This is a genomic window from Citrobacter sp. Cpo069 (genome assembly GCF_030332785.1).
Lineage (GTDB): Bacteria > Pseudomonadota > Gammaproteobacteria > Enterobacterales > Enterobacteriaceae > Citrobacter > Citrobacter portucalensis.
Genome location: NZ_JAOWHD010000036.1, coordinates 21,976 through 41,941, shown reverse-complemented (window position 1 = coordinate 41,941; position 19,966 = coordinate 21,976). Strand labels below are relative to the sequence as shown.

Below are 19,966 nucleotides of genomic sequence, written 5' to 3'. Positions count from 1 at the left end.
ACATAACAAAAGTCTCCCATTGTTGGGAGACTTTTTAAGCCGTTCAGGAAACCGGATCACGAAAACAGTTTTTACCTTTCAATAATAAACATCTTTCGTGAAGCTAGCTCTCGTTTTCCTCCAACTTACACGAATTACACGGTAAATTTTTGCCAATAAAATAACGATAAATTGCTGCGCCCGCACAGGCGCCGATGATAGGTGCCACAATCGGCACGATGAAATAAGGGATATCACGCCCACCTGTCATCGCAACATCACCCCACCCAGCCATCCAGGCAAACAATTTAGGACCAAAATCACGTGCCGGGTTCATCGCAAAACCGGTAAGTGGACCGGTTGATGCGCCGATAACAGCAACCAGAATACCAATCAGCAGTGGTGCTAACGGGCCTTTGGGAACACCGTTACCGTCATCCGTCAGCGCCATAATCATCCCCATCAGAATGGAGGTAATCACCACTTCGACCAGTGCGGCCTGCCAGACACTCAGTGCGGCGGCAGGATACGTACTAAAAATGCTGGCAAGTTGCAGGCTTTCCAGACTACCGCGTACCATTTGATGGGCTGATTCATACTCAATAAATAAGCTGCCGTACAACAAATAGGCCAGCATAGCGCCACCAAAGGCCCCCGCTATCTGAGCGACAGAATAAGGTAGTACCTTACGACCCGGAAAACAGGCAAACAACCAAAGTGCGATGGTAATAGCGGGGTTGAGATGGGCCCCAGAAATCCCGGCTGTCAGGTAAACTGCAAGCGAGATCCCCAAACCCCATATGATGCAGATCTCCCACAATCCCAAACTGGCACCCGCGACCTTCAGGGCGCTCAGGCACCCAATACCAAAAAACAAAAATAGTCCGGTACCCAAAAACTCAGCAATACATTGCGCTCTTAGTGAATCGTTCATTGTGACACCTTCTAAGCAGAGTTCGTGTCTTTACCAGCGGACTCCTTGCTGGCAGGAAGATTACTTCAAGGCTTACTATAAAAATCTGTATCGGCAAATTGTTGGCAATCTGCAAGCGACATGCCCTTAAAAATCGTGTTGTGATAGCAAATTCTTGCTATCACCTTTATTAAGGCAGGCGGTAAAACGAGGATTTACCCTATTAAAAGTACATTTTCAAAATAATAAAATATTGCGAACAGCAGAATTCCATTTTCAAACGATCATCACAATTTCATTTTTCTCGCATAGCAAATGATATTTAAACTGTCACTCGGAAAAGTGTAAATATGGAATTAACATAACCAAATAGTCACATTACTTAAACTAAAAATAACCAACAAAAACAAATTATTATGATGGTATATAGCAATTTTATCTCACCATAACCCCACTATTTTTTCACTCTTACTTTCAACTCAGCCATTCTTTTTCCTCGCTTCTTTTTATAGTCATGAAAATCGGGACAACCCAGGCGAGGTCTTTATGCAACAAGAAGCGTTAGGAATGGTAGAAACCAAAGGCTTAACTGCAGCCATAGAGGCCGCAGATGCAATGGTGAAGTCAGCCAATGTAATGCTGGTCGGCTACGAAAAAATTGGTTCGGGACTGGTAACAGTCATTGTCCGTGGCGATGTCGGCGCAGTCAAAGCAGCAACAGATGCAGGTGCCGCCGCAGCCCGTAATGTGGGAGAAGTGAAAGCCGTACACGTCATCCCACGCCCGCATACCGATGTAGAAAAAATCTTACCGAAGGGAATTAGCTAATGAGCAGCAATGAGCTGGTTGAACAGATCATGGCGCAGGTGATTGCTCGCGTGGCAACGCCGGAACAGCAGGCTATCCCTGAAAATAATCCTCCAACACGAGAAACGGCTATGGCAGAGAAAAGCTGCAGTTTAACGGAGTTTGTCGGTACCGCGATTGGCGACACCGTCGGTCTGGTAATCGCCAACGTAGACAGCGCCCTACTGGACGCGATGAAACTTGAAAAACGGTATCGCTCCATTGGCATCCTTGGCGCCCGTACTGGCGCAGGCCCGCACATCATGGCCGCCGATGAAGCGGTAAAAGCCACCAATACTGAAGTCGTCAGTATTGAGTTACCACGTGATACCAAAGGCGGCGCAGGTCATGGCTCGCTGATTATTCTTGGTGGCAACGATGTTTCCGACGTGAAACGCGGCATTGAAGTCGCACTGAAAGAACTGGATCGCACCTTTGGCGATGTTTATGCCAACGAAGCCGGTCACATCGAAATGCAGTACACCGCACGCGCCAGCTACGCGCTGGAAAAAGCCTTTGGCGCACCGATTGGCCGTGCCTGTGGCGTTATCGTCGGCGCGCCAGCATCCGTTGGTGTCCTGATGGCCGATACGGCCCTGAAATCCGCCAACGTGGAAGTTGTGGCCTACAGCTCCCCTGCCCATGGCACCAGCTTCAGTAACGAAGCCATTCTGGTTATTTCGGGTGACTCTGGCGCTGTTCGTCAGGCCGTTATCTCCGCCCGTGAAATCGGTAAAACCGTACTCGGGACCCTCGGCTCAGAGCCGAAAAACGATCGTCCGTCCTACATCTGATATCAGTGAGGCTGATTCATGAGATCGAAAAGATTTGAAGCACTGGCGAAGCGCCCTGTGAATCAGGATGGTTTCGTTAAGGAGTGGATCGAAGAAGGCTTCATTGCGATGGAAAGCCCGAACGACCCCAAACCGTCGATTAAAATCGTCAACGGTACAGTCACTGAACTGGACGGTAAATCCGCCAGTGAATTTGACTTAATCGACCATTTCATTGCCCGCTATGGCATTAACCTGGCGCGCGCTGAAGAGGTCATGGCGATGGACTCGGTCAAACTGGCCAATATGCTTTGCGACCCTAACGTGAAGCGCAAAGACATTGTGCCGCTGACCACCGCAATGACGCCGGCAAAAATTGTCGAAGTGGTGTCCCATATGAACGTCGTTGAGATGATGATGGCGATGCAGAAAATGCGTGCTCGTCGTACACCATCTCAACAAGCGCACGTCACTAACGTCAAAGATAACCCGGTGCAGATTGCCGCTGATGCCGCTGAAGGCGCATGGCGCGGGTTTGACGAACAGGAAACAACCGTTGCCGTTGCACGTTATGCGCCATTTAACGCCATTGCGCTGTTAGTCGGCTCACAGGTTGGACGCCCGGGCGTATTAACCCAGTGCTCGCTGGAAGAAGCTACCGAACTTAAACTCGGCATGCTAGGCCACACCTGCTACGCGGAAACCATCTCCGTCTATGGTACTGAACCCGTCTTTACCGACGGCGATGACACGCCATGGTCGAAAGGCTTCCTCGCCTCGTCCTATGCTTCCCGTGGTCTGAAAATGCGCTTTACCTCCGGCTCTGGCTCAGAAGTTCAAATGGGTTACGCCGAAGGCAAATCAATGCTTTATCTGGAAGCCCGCTGCATTTACATCACCAAAGCTGCGGGTGTACAGGGCCTGCAAAACGGTTCAGTAAGCTGCATCGGTGTCCCTTCCGCCGTGCCGTCAGGCATTCGTGCAGTGTTGGCTGAAAACCTGATTTGTTCCTCTCTGGATCTGGAATGCGCCTCCAGCAACGACCAAACCTTTACCCACTCGGATATGCGTCGTACTGCGCGTCTGCTGATGCAGTTCCTGCCGGGTACTGACTTCATTTCTTCTGGTTATTCCGCGGTGCCGAACTACGACAACATGTTTGCGGGTTCGAACGAAGATGCTGAAGATTTTGACGACTACAACGTTCTCCAGCGTGACCTGAAAGTAGACGGTGGTCTGCGCCCGGTTCGCGAAGAAGATGTTATCGCCATTCGTAACAAAGCGGCACGTGCGCTGCAGGCCGTCTTTGCCGGGATGGGATTACCACCAATCACTGATGAAGAAGTGGAAGCTGCGACCTACGCCCACGGTTCGAAAGATATGCCGGAACGTAACATCGTTGAAGACATCAAGTTTGCACAAGAGATCATCAATAAAAACCGTAACGGTCTGGAAGTGGTGAAAGCCCTTGCTCAGGGCGGATTTACCGATGTCGCTCAGGACATGCTCAACATCCAGAAAGCCAAGTTAACCGGGGATTACCTGCATACCTCCGCCATTATCGTTGGCGACGGACAGGTGCTATCCGCTGTCAATGATGTTAACGACTACGCCGGTCCGGCAACAGGTTATCGCCTGCAGGGCGAACGCTGGGAAGAAATCAAAAACATCCCTGGCGCACTTGATCCCAACGAGCTTGGCTAAGGGGTGAAAAATGGAAATTAATGAAAAACTACTGCGCCAGATAATTGAAGATGTGTTGTCTGAAATGCAGACCAGCGACAAACCCGTCTCTTTCCGCGCATATACAGCGGCAAGCGCACCTCAGGCTGCGGCGACACAGGGAGACAGCTTTCTGACCGAGATTGGTGAAGCCAAACAAGGCCAGCAACAGGACGAAGTGATTATTGCCGTAGGGCCGGCGTTCGGGCTCTCGCAAACCGTCAATATCGTAGGTATCCCGCATAAGAATATCTTGCGCGAAGTGATTGCCGGTATTGAAGAAGAAGGCATTAAAGCGCGCGTTATCCGCTGCTTTAAATCCTCCGATGTGGCGTTTGTCGCCGTTGAGGGGAACCGTCTGAGCGGTTCCGGGATCTCTATCGGCATCCAGTCAAAAGGTACCACGGTTATCCACCAGCAGGGGTTACCGCCGCTTTCAAACCTGGAGCTGTTCCCTCAGGCACCGCTTCTGACGCTGGAAACCTATCGTCAGATCGGTAAAAACGCCGCGCGTTATGCCAAGCGTGAATCTCCGCAACCGGTCCCTACTCTGAATGACCAGATGGCCCGTCCTAAGTACCAGGCGAAATCAGCCATTCTGCACATTAAAGAGACCAAATACGTTGTGACAGGCAAAAACCCGCAGGAACTGCGCGTGGCGCTTTGATAAAGGATACCTCCATGAATACCGACGCAATTGAATCGATGGTTCGGGATGTGTTGAGCCGGATGAACAGCCTGCAAGGCGAGTCTGCGACTCCGCCCGCGGCGAGTTCATCAGCACATACCGCGAAAGTCACGGATTACCCTCTCGCGAATAAACATCCTGAGTGGGTAAAAACTGCGACCAACAAAACGCTGGACGACTTCACGCTTGAAAATGTTCTGAGCAACAAAGTGACCGCGCAGGACATGCGCATCACCCCTGAAACACTGCGCCTGCAGGCGGAAATCGCCAAAGATGCCGGACGTGACAGGCTGGCGATGAACTTCGAGCGCGCAGCCGAGCTAACCGCTGTTCCTGACGATCGCATTCTTGAGATCTACAACGCGCTGCGCCCGTACCGCTCAACAAAAGATGAGCTGATGGCTATCGCCGACGATCTCGAAAATCGTTATCAGGCAAAAATCTGTGCAGCTTTCGTTCGTGAAGCGGCAGCGCTGTACGTTGAGCGTAAAAAACTCAAAGGCGACGACTAACTCAGGGAAAGGATCATGCGATATATAGCTGGCATTGACATAGGCAACTCATCAACGGAAGTCGCTCTGGCTACTCTGGATGAGTCTGGCGTGCTGAGCATCACCGGCAGCGCGCTGGCAGAAACCACCGGAATTAAGGGCACATTACGTAATGTGTTTGGCATTCAGGAGGCCCTTACGCTGGCGGCAAAAAACGCCGGTATCAATGTCAGCGATATTTCGCTCATCCGTATTAACGAAGCCACCCCGGTCATTGGCGATGTGGCGATGGAAACAATAACCGAAACCATCATCACTGAATCCACCATGATCGGCCATAACCCTAAAACACCGGGCGGCGTCGGGTTAGGCGTGGGCGTCACTATTACGCCGGAAGACCTTCTCAGTCGCCCGGCGGATACGCCCTATATTCTGGTGGTGTCGTCGGCATTTGATTTCGCCGATGTCGCTACGATGATTAATGCCTCCGTCCGTGCTGGATACCAGTTGACTGGCGTTATTTTGCAGCAGGACGATGGCGTGTTGGTCAGTAATCGTCTGACTCATCCCCTGCCCATCGTCGATGAAGTCCTTCATATCGACCGTATCCCGTTGGGGATGCTGGCTGCCATTGAGGTCGCTGTACCAGGAAAGGTCATTGAAACCCTTTCTAACCCCTACGGCATTGCAACTGTCTTTGGCCTCAATGCCGATGAGACTAAAAACATTGTTCCGATGGCACGGGCGCTGATCGGCAACCGTTCAGCCGTGGTGGTGAAAACGCCGTCAGGTGATGTGAAAGCGCGAGCGATTCCTGCCGGAAATCTGGAGCTACAGTCTCAGGGTCGTACCGTACGGGTCGACGTTGCCGCGGGCGCCGAAGCGATTATGAAAGCGGTTGGTGAATGCCCAAAACTGGATAACGTGACCGGAGAAGCTGGCACCAATATTGGCGGCATGCTGGAGCATGTGCGCCAGACGATGGCAGAATTAACCAACAAACCCAGTCATGAAATTTTTATTCAGGATCTGCTGGCGGTCGATACCTCGGTTCCCGTCAGCGTGACGGGTGGACTTGCCGGTGAGTTCTCGCTGGAGCAGGCTGTCGGCATAGCCTCCATGGTGAAATCAGACCGCCTGCAAATGGCGATGATTGCCCAGGAGATCAAGCAAAAGTTCAACATTGACGTCCAGGTTGGCGGGGCCGAAGCCGAAGCTGCCATTCTGGGAGCCTTAACAACTCCGGGCACAACACGACCACTGGCTATTCTGGATCTCGGCGCGGGTTCAACCGACGCTTCTATCATCAATCCTAAGGGCGAAATTATTGCCACGCACCTGGCAGGCGCAGGCGATATGGTCACGATGATCATTGCCCGTGAACTGGGTCTGGATGACCGTTATCTCGCTGAAGAAATTAAAAAGTATCCGTTGGCGAAAGTTGAGAGCTTGTTCCACCTTCGCCACGAAGACGGCAGCGTTCAGTTCTTCCCTGCGCCTCTCCCACCAACGGTTTTTGCGCGCGTGTGCGTAGTGAAACCCGATGAACTGGTGCCACTGCCTGGTGAACTGGCGCTGGAGAAAGTACGGGCCATTCGTCGAAGCGCCAAGGAGCGCGTTTTCGTTACTAACGCACTCAGAGCGCTACGTCAGGTCAGTCCGACCGGGAACATTCGAGATATTCCCTTTGTGGTGCTGGTTGGCGGCTCATCTCTGGATTTTGAAGTTCCACAGCTGGTCACCGATGCTCTGGCGCATTATCGACTGGTTGCCGGGCGCGGCAACATTCGTGGTACCGAAGGTCCGCGCAATGCGGTTGCGACAGGACTGATTCTCTCCTGGCATAAGGCATTCGCTCATGGAAAGTAATCTCACCACACCAGCCATCGTTATCTTCACCAGTGCTGACTGTGCTGACGTCTGGAATGACGTACTGCTGGGTATTGAAGAAGAAGGGATTCCCTTTGTGATTCAGGAGAGTGGCTCAGCTGACGTTATCCACAACGCATGGTTGGCCGCCTGCCAGTCTCCATTGCTGGTCGGTATTGGCTGTAGCCGCGAAAAACTGGTCGTGCACTACAAAAACTTACCCACATCAGCACCACTTTTTACGCTGACGTATCAACAAAATAGCCACGATCGCCGCAGCATTGGTAACAACGCTGCGCGGCTGGTTAAAGGCATTCCGTTCCGGGAATGCCACTCATAACCCACAGGAGAAAAGCAGTATGAATAACGCACTGGGACTGGTTGAAACAAAAGGGCTTGTCGGCGCTATTGAAGCCGCTGATGCCATGGTGAAATCCGCAAACGTGCAGTTGGTTGGTTACGAAAAAATCGGCTCTGGCCTTATCACCGTTATGGTTCGCGGTGATGTCGGCGCAGTGAAAGCAGCCGTAGATGCTGGAAGCGCAGCCGCAAGCGCCGTTGGTGAGATGAAATCCTGCCACGTTATCCCGCGTCCGCACAGCGACGTTGAAGCCATTTTACCTAAATCCGCATAAGTCGTTGCAACCAAGGAGAACAGCGTGAAGCAATCACTGGGATTACTTGAAGTTAGTGGTCTGGCATTAGCCATCAGTTGCGCGGACGTCATGGCGAAAGCCGCCTCCATCACGCTGGTGGGCCTCGAAAAAACCAACGGCTCAGGCTGGACGGTGATCAAGATAATCGGGGATGTGGCCTCCGTCCAGGCGGCCATTTCCACCGGTGTCAGTTTCGCTGACCAGCGAGATGGACTGGTGGCTCACAAAGTCATTTCCAGACCCGGGGATGGGATCCTGTCGCATAGCGTTGTCCTGGAGCCTGAGCCAACGCCCGAACCCATACCAGCCGTAGCGCATGAAGAGATATTTGTAGACCATGATGTACCCGAAGCACCGCAAGATGCAGAGTTGATTAGCTGCAATTTGTGTCTTGACCCTGCCTGCCCTCGCCAAAAAGGCGAGCCGCGCACGCTTTGTCTTCACTCTGGCAAACGAGGTGAAGCGTAATGGATAAACAGCAACTGGAGACCACTGTCGCTAAGGTTCTGGACGAAATGCGCGAGCGCCCGATTCCGCTGGGGATCTCTAATCGTCATATTCATCTGTGCGCTGAAGATTACGGTCGCTTGTTTCCCAATCACCCCATTAGTGAGAAAAAAGGGCTGCTGCAGCCAGGACAATATGCAGCAGAGCAGACTGTCACGCTGGTGGGGCCAAAAGGTCAGTTAAAAAATGTGCGTTTACTCGGCCCGCTGCGCAGTACCAGCCAGGTCGAAATTTCTCGTACCGACGCCCGCACGTTGGGGATTGCTGCTCCGCTGCGGATGTCGGGCAATATTCAGGGCACACCCGGTGTTCGTCTCGTCAGCCCATTTGCTGAACTGGACTTAGCATCCGGGGTGATCGTCGCCCAACGGCATATCCATATGTCTCCGCTCGATGCTCTGATTCTGCGGGTTTCCCATGGCGATAAAGTTTCGGTCGCCATTAATGGCGATGAACGTCGACTGATTTTCGATAACGTCGCCGTACGCGTTTCGCCGGATATGCGCCTCGAAATGCATATCGATACAGACGAAGCCAATGCTGCAGGCGCTGATAATCCCCAGGCATTCGCCACACTGGTGACCTCACGATGAACAACGAACTGCTGCAACGCATTATCGAGGAGGTTGTTTCCCGATTAAAAAAACGCGCGGAAAGCACGCTCACTCTTAGCGTCGCGCAGTTACGGGAAATCGATTCACGAACAGTATGCTGCCAGTACTCGTCGCTCCTTCTCCAGCAAGTGGATCTGCCATTACTGGAGCAAATTGCCGAAGGCTGCCCAGCCAACATGTCGGTGGGAAAGATTCACGACGCGCTGGCATGCGGAGTCCGCGTGAAAATTTTACTACAACACCGATTGTTACCCGCAATCCCCGTGAAAAAACTCGCACGTCTGCCGCTGGAGTTCAATGACGAACGGGGACGAACCATCTTTTTGCATCCTGAGAAGCTTCTCAGCTATGCCGACGTCGCCCAATTAAGGGATGGCGTACTGGTGTTGCGCCGTCGGTGTGTCGTGACGGCTCTGGCTCAGGAAGCAGTCAGTCTGCGAAATGTCCAACTAATTAAGCAGGAGTGAGCTATGCATCTGGCCCGGGTTACAGGCGTTGTGGTTTCCACGCAAAAATCCCCATCACTGGTGGGAAAAAAACTGTTGCTGGTACGTCGGGTAAGTGCTGACGGAGAGCTTCCTGCATCCCCTGTGAGTGGAGATGAAGTCGCTGTTGATTCTGTCGGCGCAGGGACCGGCGAACTGGTATTACTCAGCAGCGGATCCAGCGCCAGACACGTTTTTTCTGGCCCTAATGAGGCCATCGATCTGGCTATCGTCGGCATTGTCGACACGCTTTCTCGTTAGGAGGAACTATGGCGATTTATACCCGCACTGGTGATGCCGGAACAACAGCCCTCTTTACCGGACAGCGCGTGAGCAAAACGCATCCACGCGTGGAAGCCTACGGTACGCTGGACGAACTGAACGCGGCGCTAAGTCTGTGCGTTTGTGCAGCGAAAACCCCGCAGCACCAGCAGTTACTTGAAAATATCCAGCTGCAGCTTTTTTGGTTCAGCGCCGAACTGGCAAGCGAAAGCGAAGAACCAACGCCAGAGCAGCGCTACATCAGCTCAGAAGAAATTGCGGCACTGGAAGCGGCCATCGATACCGCAATGGGAAGAGTACCGCCCCTGCGCAGCTTTATTCTACCTGGCCGCAGCGAAGCCGCCAGCCGACTGCACTTTGCCCGTACGCTAGCACGCCGCGCAGAGAGACGACTGGTCGAGCTCTCCACCGAGATATCCGTCAGACACGTGCTGATGCGTTATATCAATCGCCTGTCCGACTGCTTATATGCGCTTGCACGAGCAGAAGATCATGACGCCCATCAAAACGACATCATTCAGAAAGTGGCTGAGCGCTATCTCGCTGCCGTTCAAGCACCAGCCATAAAGGAGCCGACTATGTCTCTGTCTTTTCAGGAGCTCCACCAACTCACTCGCGCTGCGGTGACGAGAGCAGAAGAACTTCAGGTTCCGGTCGTCATAAGCATTGTTGATGCGAACGGGACCCAAATGGTGGCCTGGCGCATGCCTGACGCTTTACTCGTGAGTAGCGAACTGGCACCCAAAAAAGCCTGGACTGCCGTGGCGATGAAAACCGCCACACATGAGCTGACATCGGCAGTGCAACCCGGCGCTGCGCTTTACGGTCTGGAAAGCCATATGCAGGGAAAAGTCGTCACCTTCGGTGGCGGATACGCATTATGGCGTGAGGGTTTACTCCTCGGGGGTCTTGGCATCAGCGGAGGAAGCGTTGAACAGGATATGGACATTGCAGAAACGGCCATTGCGGCGATTAACGTGAGAACACATCAATGAATACTTCAGAACTTGAAACCCTTATTCGTAACATTTTGAGTGAGCAACTCGCCCCGGCAAAAGCAGAAGTTCAGGGTAACGGTATTTTTCCGTCCGTTGGCGAAGCTATCGATGCAGCGCATCAGGCTTTTCTGCGTTACCAGCAATGTCCATTGAAAACCCGCAGCGCCATCATAAACGCCCTACGCGAGGAACTGACGCCTCATCTTGCTTCACTGGCCGCTGAGAGCGCAGCTGAAACAGGAATGGGCAACAAAGAGGATAAGTTCCTTAAAAATAAAGCCGCGCTGGACAACACTCCAGGAATCGAAGATCTCACTACCACGGCGTTAACCGGTGACGGCGGCATGGTGTTATTCGAGTATTCCCCATTTGGCGTGATTGGTTCTGTCGCCCCCAGTACTAACCCGACAGAGACCATTATTAACAACAGCATCAGCATGCTGGCGGCAGGGAATAGCGTTTACTTCAGTCCGCATCCGGGTGCCAAAAAGGTTTCACTCAAGCTGATTGCCATGATCGAAGATATTGCTTTCCGTTGCTGCGGAATTCGTAATCTTGTCGTTACGGTCACAGAACCCACCTTTGAGGCTACCCAGCAGATGATGGCGCACCCTAAAATCGCAGTTCTCGCGATTACCGGTGGCCCAGGCATTGTTGCTATGGGCATGAAAAGCGGGAAAAAAGTCATCGGCGCAGGCGCAGGAAATCCACCCTGCATTGTTGATGAAACGGCCGACCTGGTTAAGGCGGCAGAGGATATCATCAATGGCGCATCCTTTGATTACAACCTCCCCTGCATCGCTGAGAAGAGCCTGATTGTTGTTGATGCCGTTGCCGAACGACTGGTTCAACAGATGCAGTCTTTTGGTGCGATGCTTCTCAATAGCGAAGAGGTAGACAAACTGCGCGCTGTCTGTCTACCAGAAGGCATAGCCAATAAAAAACTGGTGGGTAAAAGCCCGGCAACCTTACTGGAAGCAGCAGGAATACCGGTTCCGGCAAAAGTACCTCGATTACTGACAGGCATCGTCAAGGCTGACGACCCGTGGGTTACCAGCGAGCAATTGATGCCAATGCTCCCCGTCGTAACGGTGAGCGATTTTGACAGTGCATTAACGTTGGCCCTGAAAGTTGAAGAGGGATTGCATCACACCGCCATTATGCATTCGCAAAATGTGTCACGTTTGAACCTTGCCGCGCGCACGCTTCAGACCTCCATCTTTGTGAAAAATGGCCCCTCTTACGCCGGGATCGGCGTTGGTGGCGAAGGTTTTACAACCTTCACTATTGCGACGCCAACCGGTGAAGGAACAACATCTGCACGCACTTTCGCACGCTCTCGTCGTTGCGTGCTGACAAACGGTTTTTCTATTCGCTAATGGGGCCGTTATGAAAAGCTTTTCACTGCAAACTCGATTGTACAGCGGCCAGGGAAGTCTGGATGTGCTCAAGCGCTTCACGAATAAGCATATCTGGATTATCTGCGATGGTTTTCTCGCGCGTTCTCCCCTGATTGAAAAGCTGCGCAACGCTCTGCCAGCGGATAACCGCATCAGCATTTTCAGCGATATCACCCCCGATCCCACCATCGGCACGGTAGTACAAGGGATTGCACAAATGCAGTCCCTGCGACCGGACGTCGTGATGGGTTTTGGTGGCGGCTCAGCACTGGACGCCGCAAAAGCCATCGTCTGGTTCAGCCGACAGTTCGGTATTGAAATTGAAACCTGTGTCGCAATTCCCACCACCAGCGGCACAGGCTCCGAGGTAACCAGTGCCTGCGTGATTAGCGATCCGGATAAAGGCATTAAATATCCATTGTTTAATAATGCGCTTTACCCGGACATGGCCATCCTTGATCCAACGTTGGTCGTCAGCGTACCACCTGCCATCACCGCGAATACCGGCATGGACGTGTTAACGCATGCGCTGGAGGCTTACGTGTCCACGAAGGCCAGCGACTTCACAGACGCACTGGCTGAAAAAGCCGCTCAAATCGTCTTCCAGTACCTGCCTGTCGCCGTCAGCAAAGGCGACTGTCTGGCAACCAGGGGGAAAATGCACAATGCATCAACGCTCGCGGGAATGGCATTTAGTCAGGCTGGACTGGGGATCAATCATGCGATTGCCCATCAATTGGGTGGTCAGTTTCATCTGCCGCATGGACTTGCCAATGCGCTGCTGCTGACCCATGTCATTTATTTTAATTCCCGCGATCCGCGAGCTGCGAAGCGCTATGCCCGTTTTGCTAAAGCCTGCCATTTATGCCCGGATAATGCGAACGATACGGCTGCGCTGAATGCGCTCATTCATCAAATTGAGCTTCTCAAAAAACAGTGTACGTTACCTTCTTTCGTTGACGCGCTTAAAGACGGAAAGCAAGTCTGGTCACAACGTATCCCATCGATGGTTCAGGCCGCGCTGGCTGACGTCACGCTGCAAACCAATCCTCGTGTTGCCGATGCCAGTGCCATGCAGGAACTGCTTGAGGAATTATTATGAAGACAGCCATGACGGCAGAGTCCACGCTTTATGATGCGCAGACCATTCGCGAACGCGTTCGCGCAGCGGGTGTTGTCGGAGCCGGAGGCGCAGGCTTTCCTGCTCACGTAAAATTACAGGCGCAGGTCGATACCTTTCTGGTCAATGCGGCTGAATGTGAGCCAATGCTGAAAGTTGACCAGCAGTTGATGGCCGTCCAGGCTGAGCGACTTATCCGCGGCGTTCAATATGCCATGACGGCGACGGGAGCCAGTGCCGGAATTATTGCGCTCAAGGAGAAATACCAAGGTGCTATCAATGCATTAACGCCCCTTCTACCTGCCGGGATCCGCTTACATATTTTGCCTGATGTCTACCCGGCTGGTGACGAGGTTCTGACCATCTGGATGGCAACAGGTCGGAGAGTTCCGCCTGCCGCGCTGCCAGTCAGCGTCGGTGTGGTGGTCAATAACGTCCAGACCGTGCTCAACATCGCGAGAGCAGTTGAGCAGCAGTACCCCGTTACGCGTCGTACCCTGACTGTTAACGGCGCAGTCGCCAGTCCCATCACACTCAATGTCCCTATCGGAATGTCTTTACGTGACGTTCTGGCGCTGGCCGGTGGCGCAACCGTTGACGATCCCGGCTTTATTAACGGTGGTCCGATGATGGGCGGCCTGATTACTTCACTGGATACCCCCGTAAGCAAGACCACCGGGGGCCTGCTGGTTTTGCCTAAGTCTCATGCGTTGATTCAGCGGCGGATGCAGGATGAACGCACCGTGCTTTCTGTAGCAAAAACCGTTTGCGAGCAGTGCCGTTTGTGTACGGATTTGTGCCCAAGGCATTTGATCGGCCATGAATTATCCCCGCACCTGTTGGTTCGTGCGGTTAATTATCAGCAGGCGGCCACACCGCAGCTGCTGCTCACGGCCCTGACCTGTTCAGAATGCAACGTGTGTGAAAGCGTAGCCTGCCCGGTTGGGATTTCACCGATGCGCATCAACCGTATGCTGAAACGCGAGCTGCGGGCGCTCAACCATCGTTATGAAGGGCCGCTAAATCCTGAGGATGAAATGGCGAAGTACCGGCTGATCCCGGTTAAGCGCCTTATTACCAAACTGGGTCTTAGCGACTGGTATCACGATGCGCCACTGGCTGAGACTGATTATTCCACAGATAAAACGACGCTGTTGTTACGCCAGCATATTGGTGCCAGCGCCATCCCATGTGTAGAACAAGGCGAACACGTTGTTCGCGGTCAATGCGTTGCCGATGTGCCGTCCGGTGCATTAGGCGCGCCTGTTCACGCCAGCATTGACGGTATTGTCAGCGAAATCACTGAGCAATCTATCACGGTAATTAGAGGTTAATCATGTCTCAGGCTATAGGGATTTTAGAACTCACCAGCATTGCCAAAGGAATGGAAGCGGGTGATGCCATGTTAAAAAGCGCGAATGTGAATTTACTGGTCAGCAAGACCATCTGCCCGGGAAAATTTCTACTCATGCTCGGTGGTGACGTAGGTGCCGTACAACAGGCGATTGCCACTGGAACATCTCTTGCCGGCGATATGCTCGTTGACAGTCTGGTACTCCCCAACATTCATGCCAGCGTACTCCCCGCAATCAGCGGGCTAAACAGCGTGGATAAGCGTCAGGCAGTTGGTATTGTCGAAACATGGAGCGTTGCTGCCTGCATCTGCGCCGCCGACCGGGCGGTTAAAGCCTCCAACGTCACGCTGGTACGCGTCCATATGGCATTTGGTATTGGCGGTAAGTGCTACATGGTCGTTGCTGGCGATGTATCCGATGTGAATAACGCAGTGACGGTTGCCAGTGAAAGTGCGGGTGAAAAAGGCCTGCTGGTTTACCGCTCGGTCATACCTCGCCCGCATGAAAGCATGTGGCGACAAATGGTGGAGGGATAATGGAAAGACAACCCACCACGGATCGAATGATTCAGGAATATGTTCCTGGCAAACAGGTCACGCTGGCGCATCTTATTGCTAATCCAGGTAAAGATTTGTTCAAGAAGCTGGGATTACAGGATTCAGTATCCGCAATCGGGATTTTGACGATAACCCCCAGCGAAGCCTCAATTATCGCCTGCGATATCGCCACGAAATCCGGGGCGGTAGAGATTGGTTTTCTCGACAGGTTTACCGGTGCGGTGGTTCTGACGGGTGATGTTTCCGCCGTTGAGTACGCGCTGAAACAGGTAACCCGAACGCTCGGCGAAATGATGCGTTTTACCGCGTGTCCCATCACTCGGACGTAATCTCATGAAACGTATCATGCTAATTGGCCCCAGCCAGTGCGGTAAAACATCGCTCACACAGTGCATGCGGGGAGAAGCGCTTCACTACCAGAAAACTCAGGCCATAGTCTGGTCTCCTACGACAATAGACACACCGGGTGAATATCTTGAGAACCGCTGCCTGTACAGTGCGCTGCTGGTCAGCGCCTGTGAAGCAGACATTATTGCGCTGGTACTCAATGCTGACGCGCCGTGGTCACCATTTTCTCCCGGTTTTACCGGACCAATGAACCGACCCGTTATTGGCCTCGTTACCAAAGCCGATTTAGCCAATCCGCAGCGTATTTCTCTTGTGGAGAGTTGGTTAGTTCAGGCTGGTGCGCAAAAAGTATTTGTCACCAGCGCGCTGGAGAATACTGGGGTCGATGAGATGTTCATTTTTCTGAATGCAAAGGAACCTTCATGTCTCACAAAATAATGGCCATTAATGCAGGTAGTTCCTCGCTTAAATTTCAACTACTGGCGATGCCGCAGGGTGAAATGATCTGTCAGGGGTTGATTGAACGTATCGGTTTGTCTGATGCGCAGGTCACCCTAAAAACGCCAGCGCAGAAATGGCAGGAGACTTTGCCCGTAGCCGATCACCGTGAAGCCGTAACGTTGCTCCTGGAAAAACTGCTCAACCACCACATTATCAACAGTCTGGAAGAGATCGACGGCGTGGGCCATCGCGTCGCGCACGGCGGAGAATCCTTTAAAGACTCCGCGCTGGTAACTGATGAAACGCTGGCAGAAATCGAGCGACTCGCGGAACTGGCCCCTCTGCATAACCCGGTAAATGCGTTGGGGATCGCGGTATTCCGCCAGCTATTGCCCAAAACGCCAGCCGTTGCGGTGTTCGACACTGCCTTTCATCAAACGCTTGATGAGCCTTCTTTCATCTATCCCCTGCCCTGGCGTTACTATTCAGAGTTGGGTATTCGTCGCTATGGTTTTCATGGTACCAGCCACAAATACGTTAGCTCACAGCTTGCTGAAAAACTGGGTGTACCACTCAGCGCCCTGCGCGTTGTTTGTTGTCATCTGGGCAACGGCAGCAGCATCTGCGCCATCAAAGGCGGACAATCGGTGAATACGTCAATGGGCTTTACGCCGCAGTCTGGCGTGATGATGGGCACGCGAAGTGGCGATATCGATCCGTCCATTTTACCGTGGATTGCCCTGCGAGAAGGCAAAACACCGCAGCAGCTCAACCAATTGCTCAACAATGAGTCCGGATTGCTCGGTGTTTCTGGCATCTCCCCTGACTACCGCGACGTTGAACATGCCGCAGATACGGGCAATCACCAGGCTGCGCTGGCGTTGACGCTTTTTGCTGAGCGCATTCGTGCCACCATTGGTAGCTATATTATGCAGATGGGCGGTCTGGATGCCCTGGTATTTACCGGTGGTATTGGCGAAAACTCCGCACGGGCGCGCGCTGCGATTTGTCGTAACCTGAATTTCCTGGGGCTGGCCGTTGATGAGGAAAAAAATCAGCGTAATGCCACCTTCATTCAGACGGAAAATGCGATGGTCAAAGTAGCTGTGATTAATACCAATGAAGAGCTGATGATTGCGCAAGACGTTATGCGTTTAGCGATATCTGAAACTGTGACATTGGGCATTCCTGCATAATACTGCCGCACCGCAAATTGCGGCAAATCATGGTAATAGCGCGATCGCCATGACACTATGCGCCGAGGATTGCTGATCACATAGGTGAAGACGTGGCTGTTGCGCAATGTCCCGCATCGTGCGGAGAACTTATCCAGGGCTGGATTCTGGGCAGTGAGAAATTGGTCTCCTGCCCGGTTGAATGGTATAGCACCGTTGAGGTCACTTCAGGTTCACCGCTGACAGATGAACGTCCACTTTCTCGGGCGATGGTTGAGAGGTTATTGCTGCACTGGCAATACCCGGCACAAATGAGTCAGGATATTCGAATTGATGTCCAGTCAACCATTCCTGTCGCTAAAGGGATGGCCAGCAGCACAGCGGATATCGCCGCCACGGCAATCGCCACGGCGCAGTATCTGGGGCATCAGCTAGACGAATCCACTCTGGCGCAGCTTTGCGTTTCGCTGGAACCTACCGACAGCACCGTTTTCCGCCAGCTTACGCTGTTCGATCATAACGACGCCTCCACGCAAATTGCCTGTGAAGCCCAGCCTCAACTCGATCTGCTGGTTCTCGAAAGTCCGGAAATCTTGCTTACTGCTGATTATCACCGTACTCCACGCCAGTCAGGGTTACTGGCAGGCGCTCCAGCGCTGAAACGCGCATGGGAAAAGGTACAGGAAGCCTGTATCAGTCAAAATCCTTATCGGATGGGTGAAGCCGCCACGCTGAGCGCGATCGCCAGCCAGTTGCTGTTACCTAAACCAAATTTTGATTCACTTTTAGCGCTGGTAGAAGAATGTGATTTATACGGTGTCAACGTTGCGCACAGTGGCAGCGTAGTCGGTCTGATGCTCGACAGAAAGCGTCATGATGTGGACTACATTAAATGGATGCTGACGCAGAAAAAATTAACGGAACACTGGCCGGAACAGCATTTGTTGCGGATGGTAACTGGCGGGGTCGAACTGCAATAAGGGCCGCCGCTAAGCAGCGACCCGGACAAGCATAAAATCGTTACTCGGCTTTCGCTTCGCCGTTCTTCACTTCGCCCATCGCTTTCAGCTTTTTAGAGATGTCGCGGCGCTCTTTAGAGATCTCAGCGTTTTTGATGATGTAATCATCAACACGATCTTCATAATCGCTTTTCATGCTGGCGATAATGCCCTGAATCGCTTCCACGCTCATTCCAGGCTTGATGTAGTCGCTCAGGTTGTCCAGCAGCAGAACACGTTTCTGGTTGTCACGGATCTTTTTCTCAACGTCCTGGATTTCACGTTGCAGTTTGTTTTTACGACGGAACAGACGAACAAATTCCAGCACGTCCTGGAAAGAAGGCTTGGTAGTTTCCATTTTTACACCCCTGATAATGTGAGATTCGGATTCGTTAAAACAACGGCTAAAGTGGGTCAACATTACTTTCATGCCCGCCATACTTCAAGTTGCATCTGCATCGACCATGCATGGTTGAAACCTGAATTATCGAGGGTAAAGCCATTGCAGTTACCAATGGTTTTAGCCTTTTTCAGTATCATACCTCTAATCGTTGCTGAATCGAAGCAGCAGTATAACCAATCCCCTCATCTGCTCTTTATTTGCGCAGCGCGCGACAGATCAAATGAGAGAGCAACTCCAGCTGTCGCGCCATTTCCATATTTAGCCAAACGTAGCCGTGAATGGGCGTTTCAGCGACATTATCGCCCTTATGCTCAGCAATAAGCTGACGTAACTCCACCACGGTGTCATTGAGTTTTTCCGTATTGGCAAGCACCGGTTGTGGATTACCTTCATACAATGCGTGGGTTATCGTCAGTAGCGCCTGTTGTGTCCTGAGCTGTGTTTCACGCAAAGTATGCGCATTCAACATAACAAAGTGGCTTGTACGGCTGGCCCAGAGCGCATTGATTTGCAGCTCAAGCATGCAGACCAGGTTACGATTAACCGTCTGAATAGCTTCAAAGATTGATTTTTGAATGCGGGTTTCTTTGCTGGCAGGAACGATGAGCCCACGCATTTTGACAACATCACTTAAAAGCTGTTGTAAATGCTTCTCCAGTCGCGGTTGCTCCAGCAGGTTGGGAGATAGCGCAGCCTGATACACCCGATTGTACCCCGTAACGCAATGCGCCAGCTGAATTCGCCAGTGTATAAATGCCCGCTGCGGCCAGATACCGGTAAACAGCATTGCAAGTAATGAACCCAGAATAACATCGCCACCGCGCCATAACGCTGTGTTCATATCTCCAGCGGGGGCACCCACAACGACCGCAAGCGTTATACCAATCAGCAACGCCTGATACGGCTTTTTACCCAGTGCCAGCCAGCCGCAGAGAAACATCGCCACCGCGCACCATATCAGCATTAGCGGAAGTGAAAAGAGCTCCAGACGAAGAGCCACCAGCCCAAGTACCGAACCCAGAATTGTCCCGCCAATACGCTCAAACGCTCTGGGGACAACGTTCCCCCAAAAGGAAATAGGCCCCATAATTACCACCAACGTAATCAGAGGCCATGTACCTTCAGGAATGTTCAACAGGCGAACCAACAGAAAAGTAAAAAGAAACGCCAGCGCAATGCGAACACCATGCACCACACGATAATGACGATACAAACGAATTTCAAAAGGACTCAGTGACTTATCTGCACGCACTCATGCACTCCGTCAGGGAATTGCAAAGAACAGAATTGTACCTGTTTTTTGAGTGAAAACATCACCCTGATGACCAGGACATTCATCCTGATTT

Annotated in this window: 24 protein-coding genes; 21 read left to right on the top strand and 3 right to left on the bottom strand. The window is 52.3% G+C overall.

The window, feature by feature from the left end; all coding sequences use genetic code 11:
* Positions 1-103 precede the first annotated feature (103 nt).
* Positions 104-913, bottom strand: a complete 810-nt coding sequence (gene pduF, locus OGY08_RS02265) for a propanediol diffusion facilitator PduF (protein WP_003030258.1) — start codon at positions 911-913, stop codon at positions 104-106.
* Between the two features lie 525 nt (positions 914-1,438).
* Between pduF and pduA the strand changes: the two genes are divergently transcribed.
* From pduA to OGY08_RS02160, 21 genes are all read left to right on the top strand, one after another.
* Complete coding sequence (gene pduA, locus OGY08_RS02260; protein ID WP_003030255.1) at positions 1,439-1,720, top strand: propanediol utilization microcompartment protein PduA; 282 nt, start codon at positions 1,439-1,441, stop codon at positions 1,718-1,720.
* On the top strand, positions 1,720-2,532 hold the full coding sequence (gene pduB, locus OGY08_RS02255) for a propanediol utilization microcompartment protein PduB (RefSeq protein WP_003834129.1): 813 nt from the start codon (positions 1,720-1,722) through the stop codon (positions 2,530-2,532). Before pduA ends, pduB begins: the two co-directional genes overlap by 1 nt.
* Before the next feature lie 18 nt (positions 2,533-2,550).
* Entirely contained in the window at positions 2,551-4,215 is a 1,665-nt protein-coding gene (pduC, locus tag OGY08_RS02250) for a propanediol dehydratase large subunit PduC (RefSeq protein WP_003030249.1), read from the top strand.
* A gap of 10 nt (positions 4,216-4,225) precedes the next feature.
* Positions 4,226-4,900 carry a propanediol dehydratase medium subunit PduD gene (gene pduD, locus OGY08_RS02245; RefSeq protein WP_125363431.1) on the top strand — a complete coding sequence of 225 codons (675 nt, stop codon included), beginning with the start codon at positions 4,226-4,228 and terminating at the stop codon, positions 4,898-4,900.
* A gap of 14 nt (positions 4,901-4,914) precedes the next feature.
* Complete coding sequence (pduE, locus tag OGY08_RS02240) at positions 4,915-5,433, top strand: propanediol dehydratase small subunit PduE (RefSeq protein ID WP_003030243.1); 519 nt, start codon at positions 4,915-4,917, stop codon at positions 5,431-5,433.
* Between the two features lie 15 nt (positions 5,434-5,448).
* Positions 5,449-7,281, top strand: a complete 1,833-nt coding sequence (locus tag OGY08_RS02235; RefSeq protein ID WP_125363432.1) for a diol dehydratase reactivase subunit alpha — start codon at positions 5,449-5,451, stop codon at positions 7,279-7,281.
* Positions 7,271-7,621, top strand: coding sequence for a glycerol dehydratase reactivase beta/small subunit family protein (locus tag OGY08_RS02230; RefSeq protein ID WP_111465407.1), 351 nt, complete (start codon positions 7,271-7,273; stop codon positions 7,619-7,621). The genes OGY08_RS02235 and OGY08_RS02230 overlap by 11 nt, the downstream gene beginning before the upstream one ends.
* A gap of 19 nt (positions 7,622-7,640) precedes the next feature.
* Positions 7,641-7,916: a propanediol utilization microcompartment protein PduJ gene (pduJ, locus tag OGY08_RS02225; RefSeq protein ID WP_096296286.1), complete on the top strand. Its 276-nt coding sequence runs from the start codon at positions 7,641-7,643 to the stop codon at positions 7,914-7,916.
* A 24-nt stretch (positions 7,917-7,940) separates the two neighbouring features.
* Complete coding sequence (locus OGY08_RS02220) at positions 7,941-8,405, top strand: BMC domain-containing protein (protein ID WP_048235096.1); 465 nt, start codon at positions 7,941-7,943, stop codon at positions 8,403-8,405.
* Positions 8,405-9,037, top strand: a complete 633-nt coding sequence (locus OGY08_RS02215) for a phosphate propanoyltransferase (protein ID WP_008785145.1) — start codon at positions 8,405-8,407, stop codon at positions 9,035-9,037. The genes OGY08_RS02220 and OGY08_RS02215 overlap by 1 nt, the downstream gene beginning before the upstream one ends.
* Positions 9,034-9,525 (top strand): microcompartment protein PduM, encoded by a 492-nt coding sequence (gene pduM, locus OGY08_RS02210; protein WP_125363433.1) that lies wholly within the window; start codon positions 9,034-9,036, stop codon positions 9,523-9,525. The genes OGY08_RS02215 and pduM overlap by 4 nt, the downstream gene beginning before the upstream one ends.
* 3 nt (positions 9,526-9,528) lie before the next feature.
* A complete protein-coding gene (locus OGY08_RS02205; RefSeq protein WP_003030211.1) occupies positions 9,529-9,804 on the top strand; it encodes a EutN/CcmL family microcompartment protein in 276 nt (91 codons plus the stop codon).
* 8 nt (positions 9,805-9,812) lie between these two features.
* Entirely contained in the window at positions 9,813-10,820 is a 1,008-nt protein-coding gene (pduO, locus tag OGY08_RS02200; protein ID WP_125363434.1) for a two-domain cob(I)yrinic acid a,c-diamide adenosyltransferase PduO, read from the top strand.
* Positions 10,817-12,202: a CoA-acylating propionaldehyde dehydrogenase PduP gene (gene pduP, locus OGY08_RS02195; RefSeq protein WP_008785148.1), complete on the top strand. Its 1,386-nt coding sequence runs from the start codon at positions 10,817-10,819 to the stop codon at positions 12,200-12,202. Before pduO ends, pduP begins: the two co-directional genes overlap by 4 nt.
* Positions 12,203-12,212: 10 nt before the next feature.
* Positions 12,213-13,325, top strand: coding sequence for a 1-propanol dehydrogenase PduQ (locus tag OGY08_RS02190; protein WP_125363435.1), 1,113 nt, complete (start codon positions 12,213-12,215; stop codon positions 13,323-13,325).
* The gene (gene pduS, locus OGY08_RS02185) at positions 13,322-14,677 is read left to right on the top strand and encodes a cobalamin reductase PduS (protein ID WP_125363436.1); all 1,356 of its coding nucleotides are present in this window, start codon (positions 13,322-13,324) and stop codon (positions 14,675-14,677) included. Before OGY08_RS02190 ends, pduS begins: the two co-directional genes overlap by 4 nt.
* 2 nt (positions 14,678-14,679) lie before the next feature.
* Positions 14,680-15,234, top strand: coding sequence for a propanediol utilization microcompartment protein PduT (gene pduT / locus OGY08_RS02180; protein ID WP_003030201.1), 555 nt, complete (start codon positions 14,680-14,682; stop codon positions 15,232-15,234).
* The gene (gene pduU / locus OGY08_RS02175; RefSeq protein ID WP_032939586.1) at positions 15,234-15,584 is read left to right on the top strand and encodes a propanediol utilization microcompartment protein PduU; all 351 of its coding nucleotides are present in this window, start codon (positions 15,234-15,236) and stop codon (positions 15,582-15,584) included. The genes pduT and pduU overlap by 1 nt, the downstream gene beginning before the upstream one ends.
* 4 nt (positions 15,585-15,588) lie before the next feature.
* Positions 15,589-16,041: a propanediol utilization protein PduV gene (pduV, locus tag OGY08_RS02170; RefSeq protein ID WP_125363437.1), complete on the top strand. Its 453-nt coding sequence runs from the start codon at positions 15,589-15,591 to the stop codon at positions 16,039-16,041.
* Entirely contained in the window at positions 16,026-17,240 is a 1,215-nt protein-coding gene (locus OGY08_RS02165) for an acetate/propionate family kinase (protein ID WP_125363438.1), read from the top strand. The genes pduV and OGY08_RS02165 overlap by 16 nt, the downstream gene beginning before the upstream one ends.
* 92 nt (positions 17,241-17,332) lie before the next feature.
* The gene (locus OGY08_RS02160) at positions 17,333-18,199 is read left to right on the top strand and encodes a GHMP family kinase ATP-binding protein (protein ID WP_125363439.1); all 867 of its coding nucleotides are present in this window, start codon (positions 17,333-17,335) and stop codon (positions 18,197-18,199) included.
* 40 nt (positions 18,200-18,239) lie between these two features.
* On the opposite strand, the gene OGY08_RS02155 is transcribed toward OGY08_RS02160, so the two are convergent.
* The gene (locus OGY08_RS02155; RefSeq protein WP_003834176.1) at positions 18,240-18,575 is read right to left on the bottom strand and encodes a DUF496 family protein; all 336 of its coding nucleotides are present in this window, start codon (positions 18,573-18,575) and stop codon (positions 18,240-18,242) included.
* Between the two features lie 238 nt (positions 18,576-18,813).
* Entirely contained in the window at positions 18,814-19,872 is a 1,059-nt protein-coding gene (locus OGY08_RS02150) for an FUSC family protein (RefSeq protein WP_008785155.1), read from the bottom strand.
* Positions 19,873-19,966: the final 94 nt, after the last annotated feature.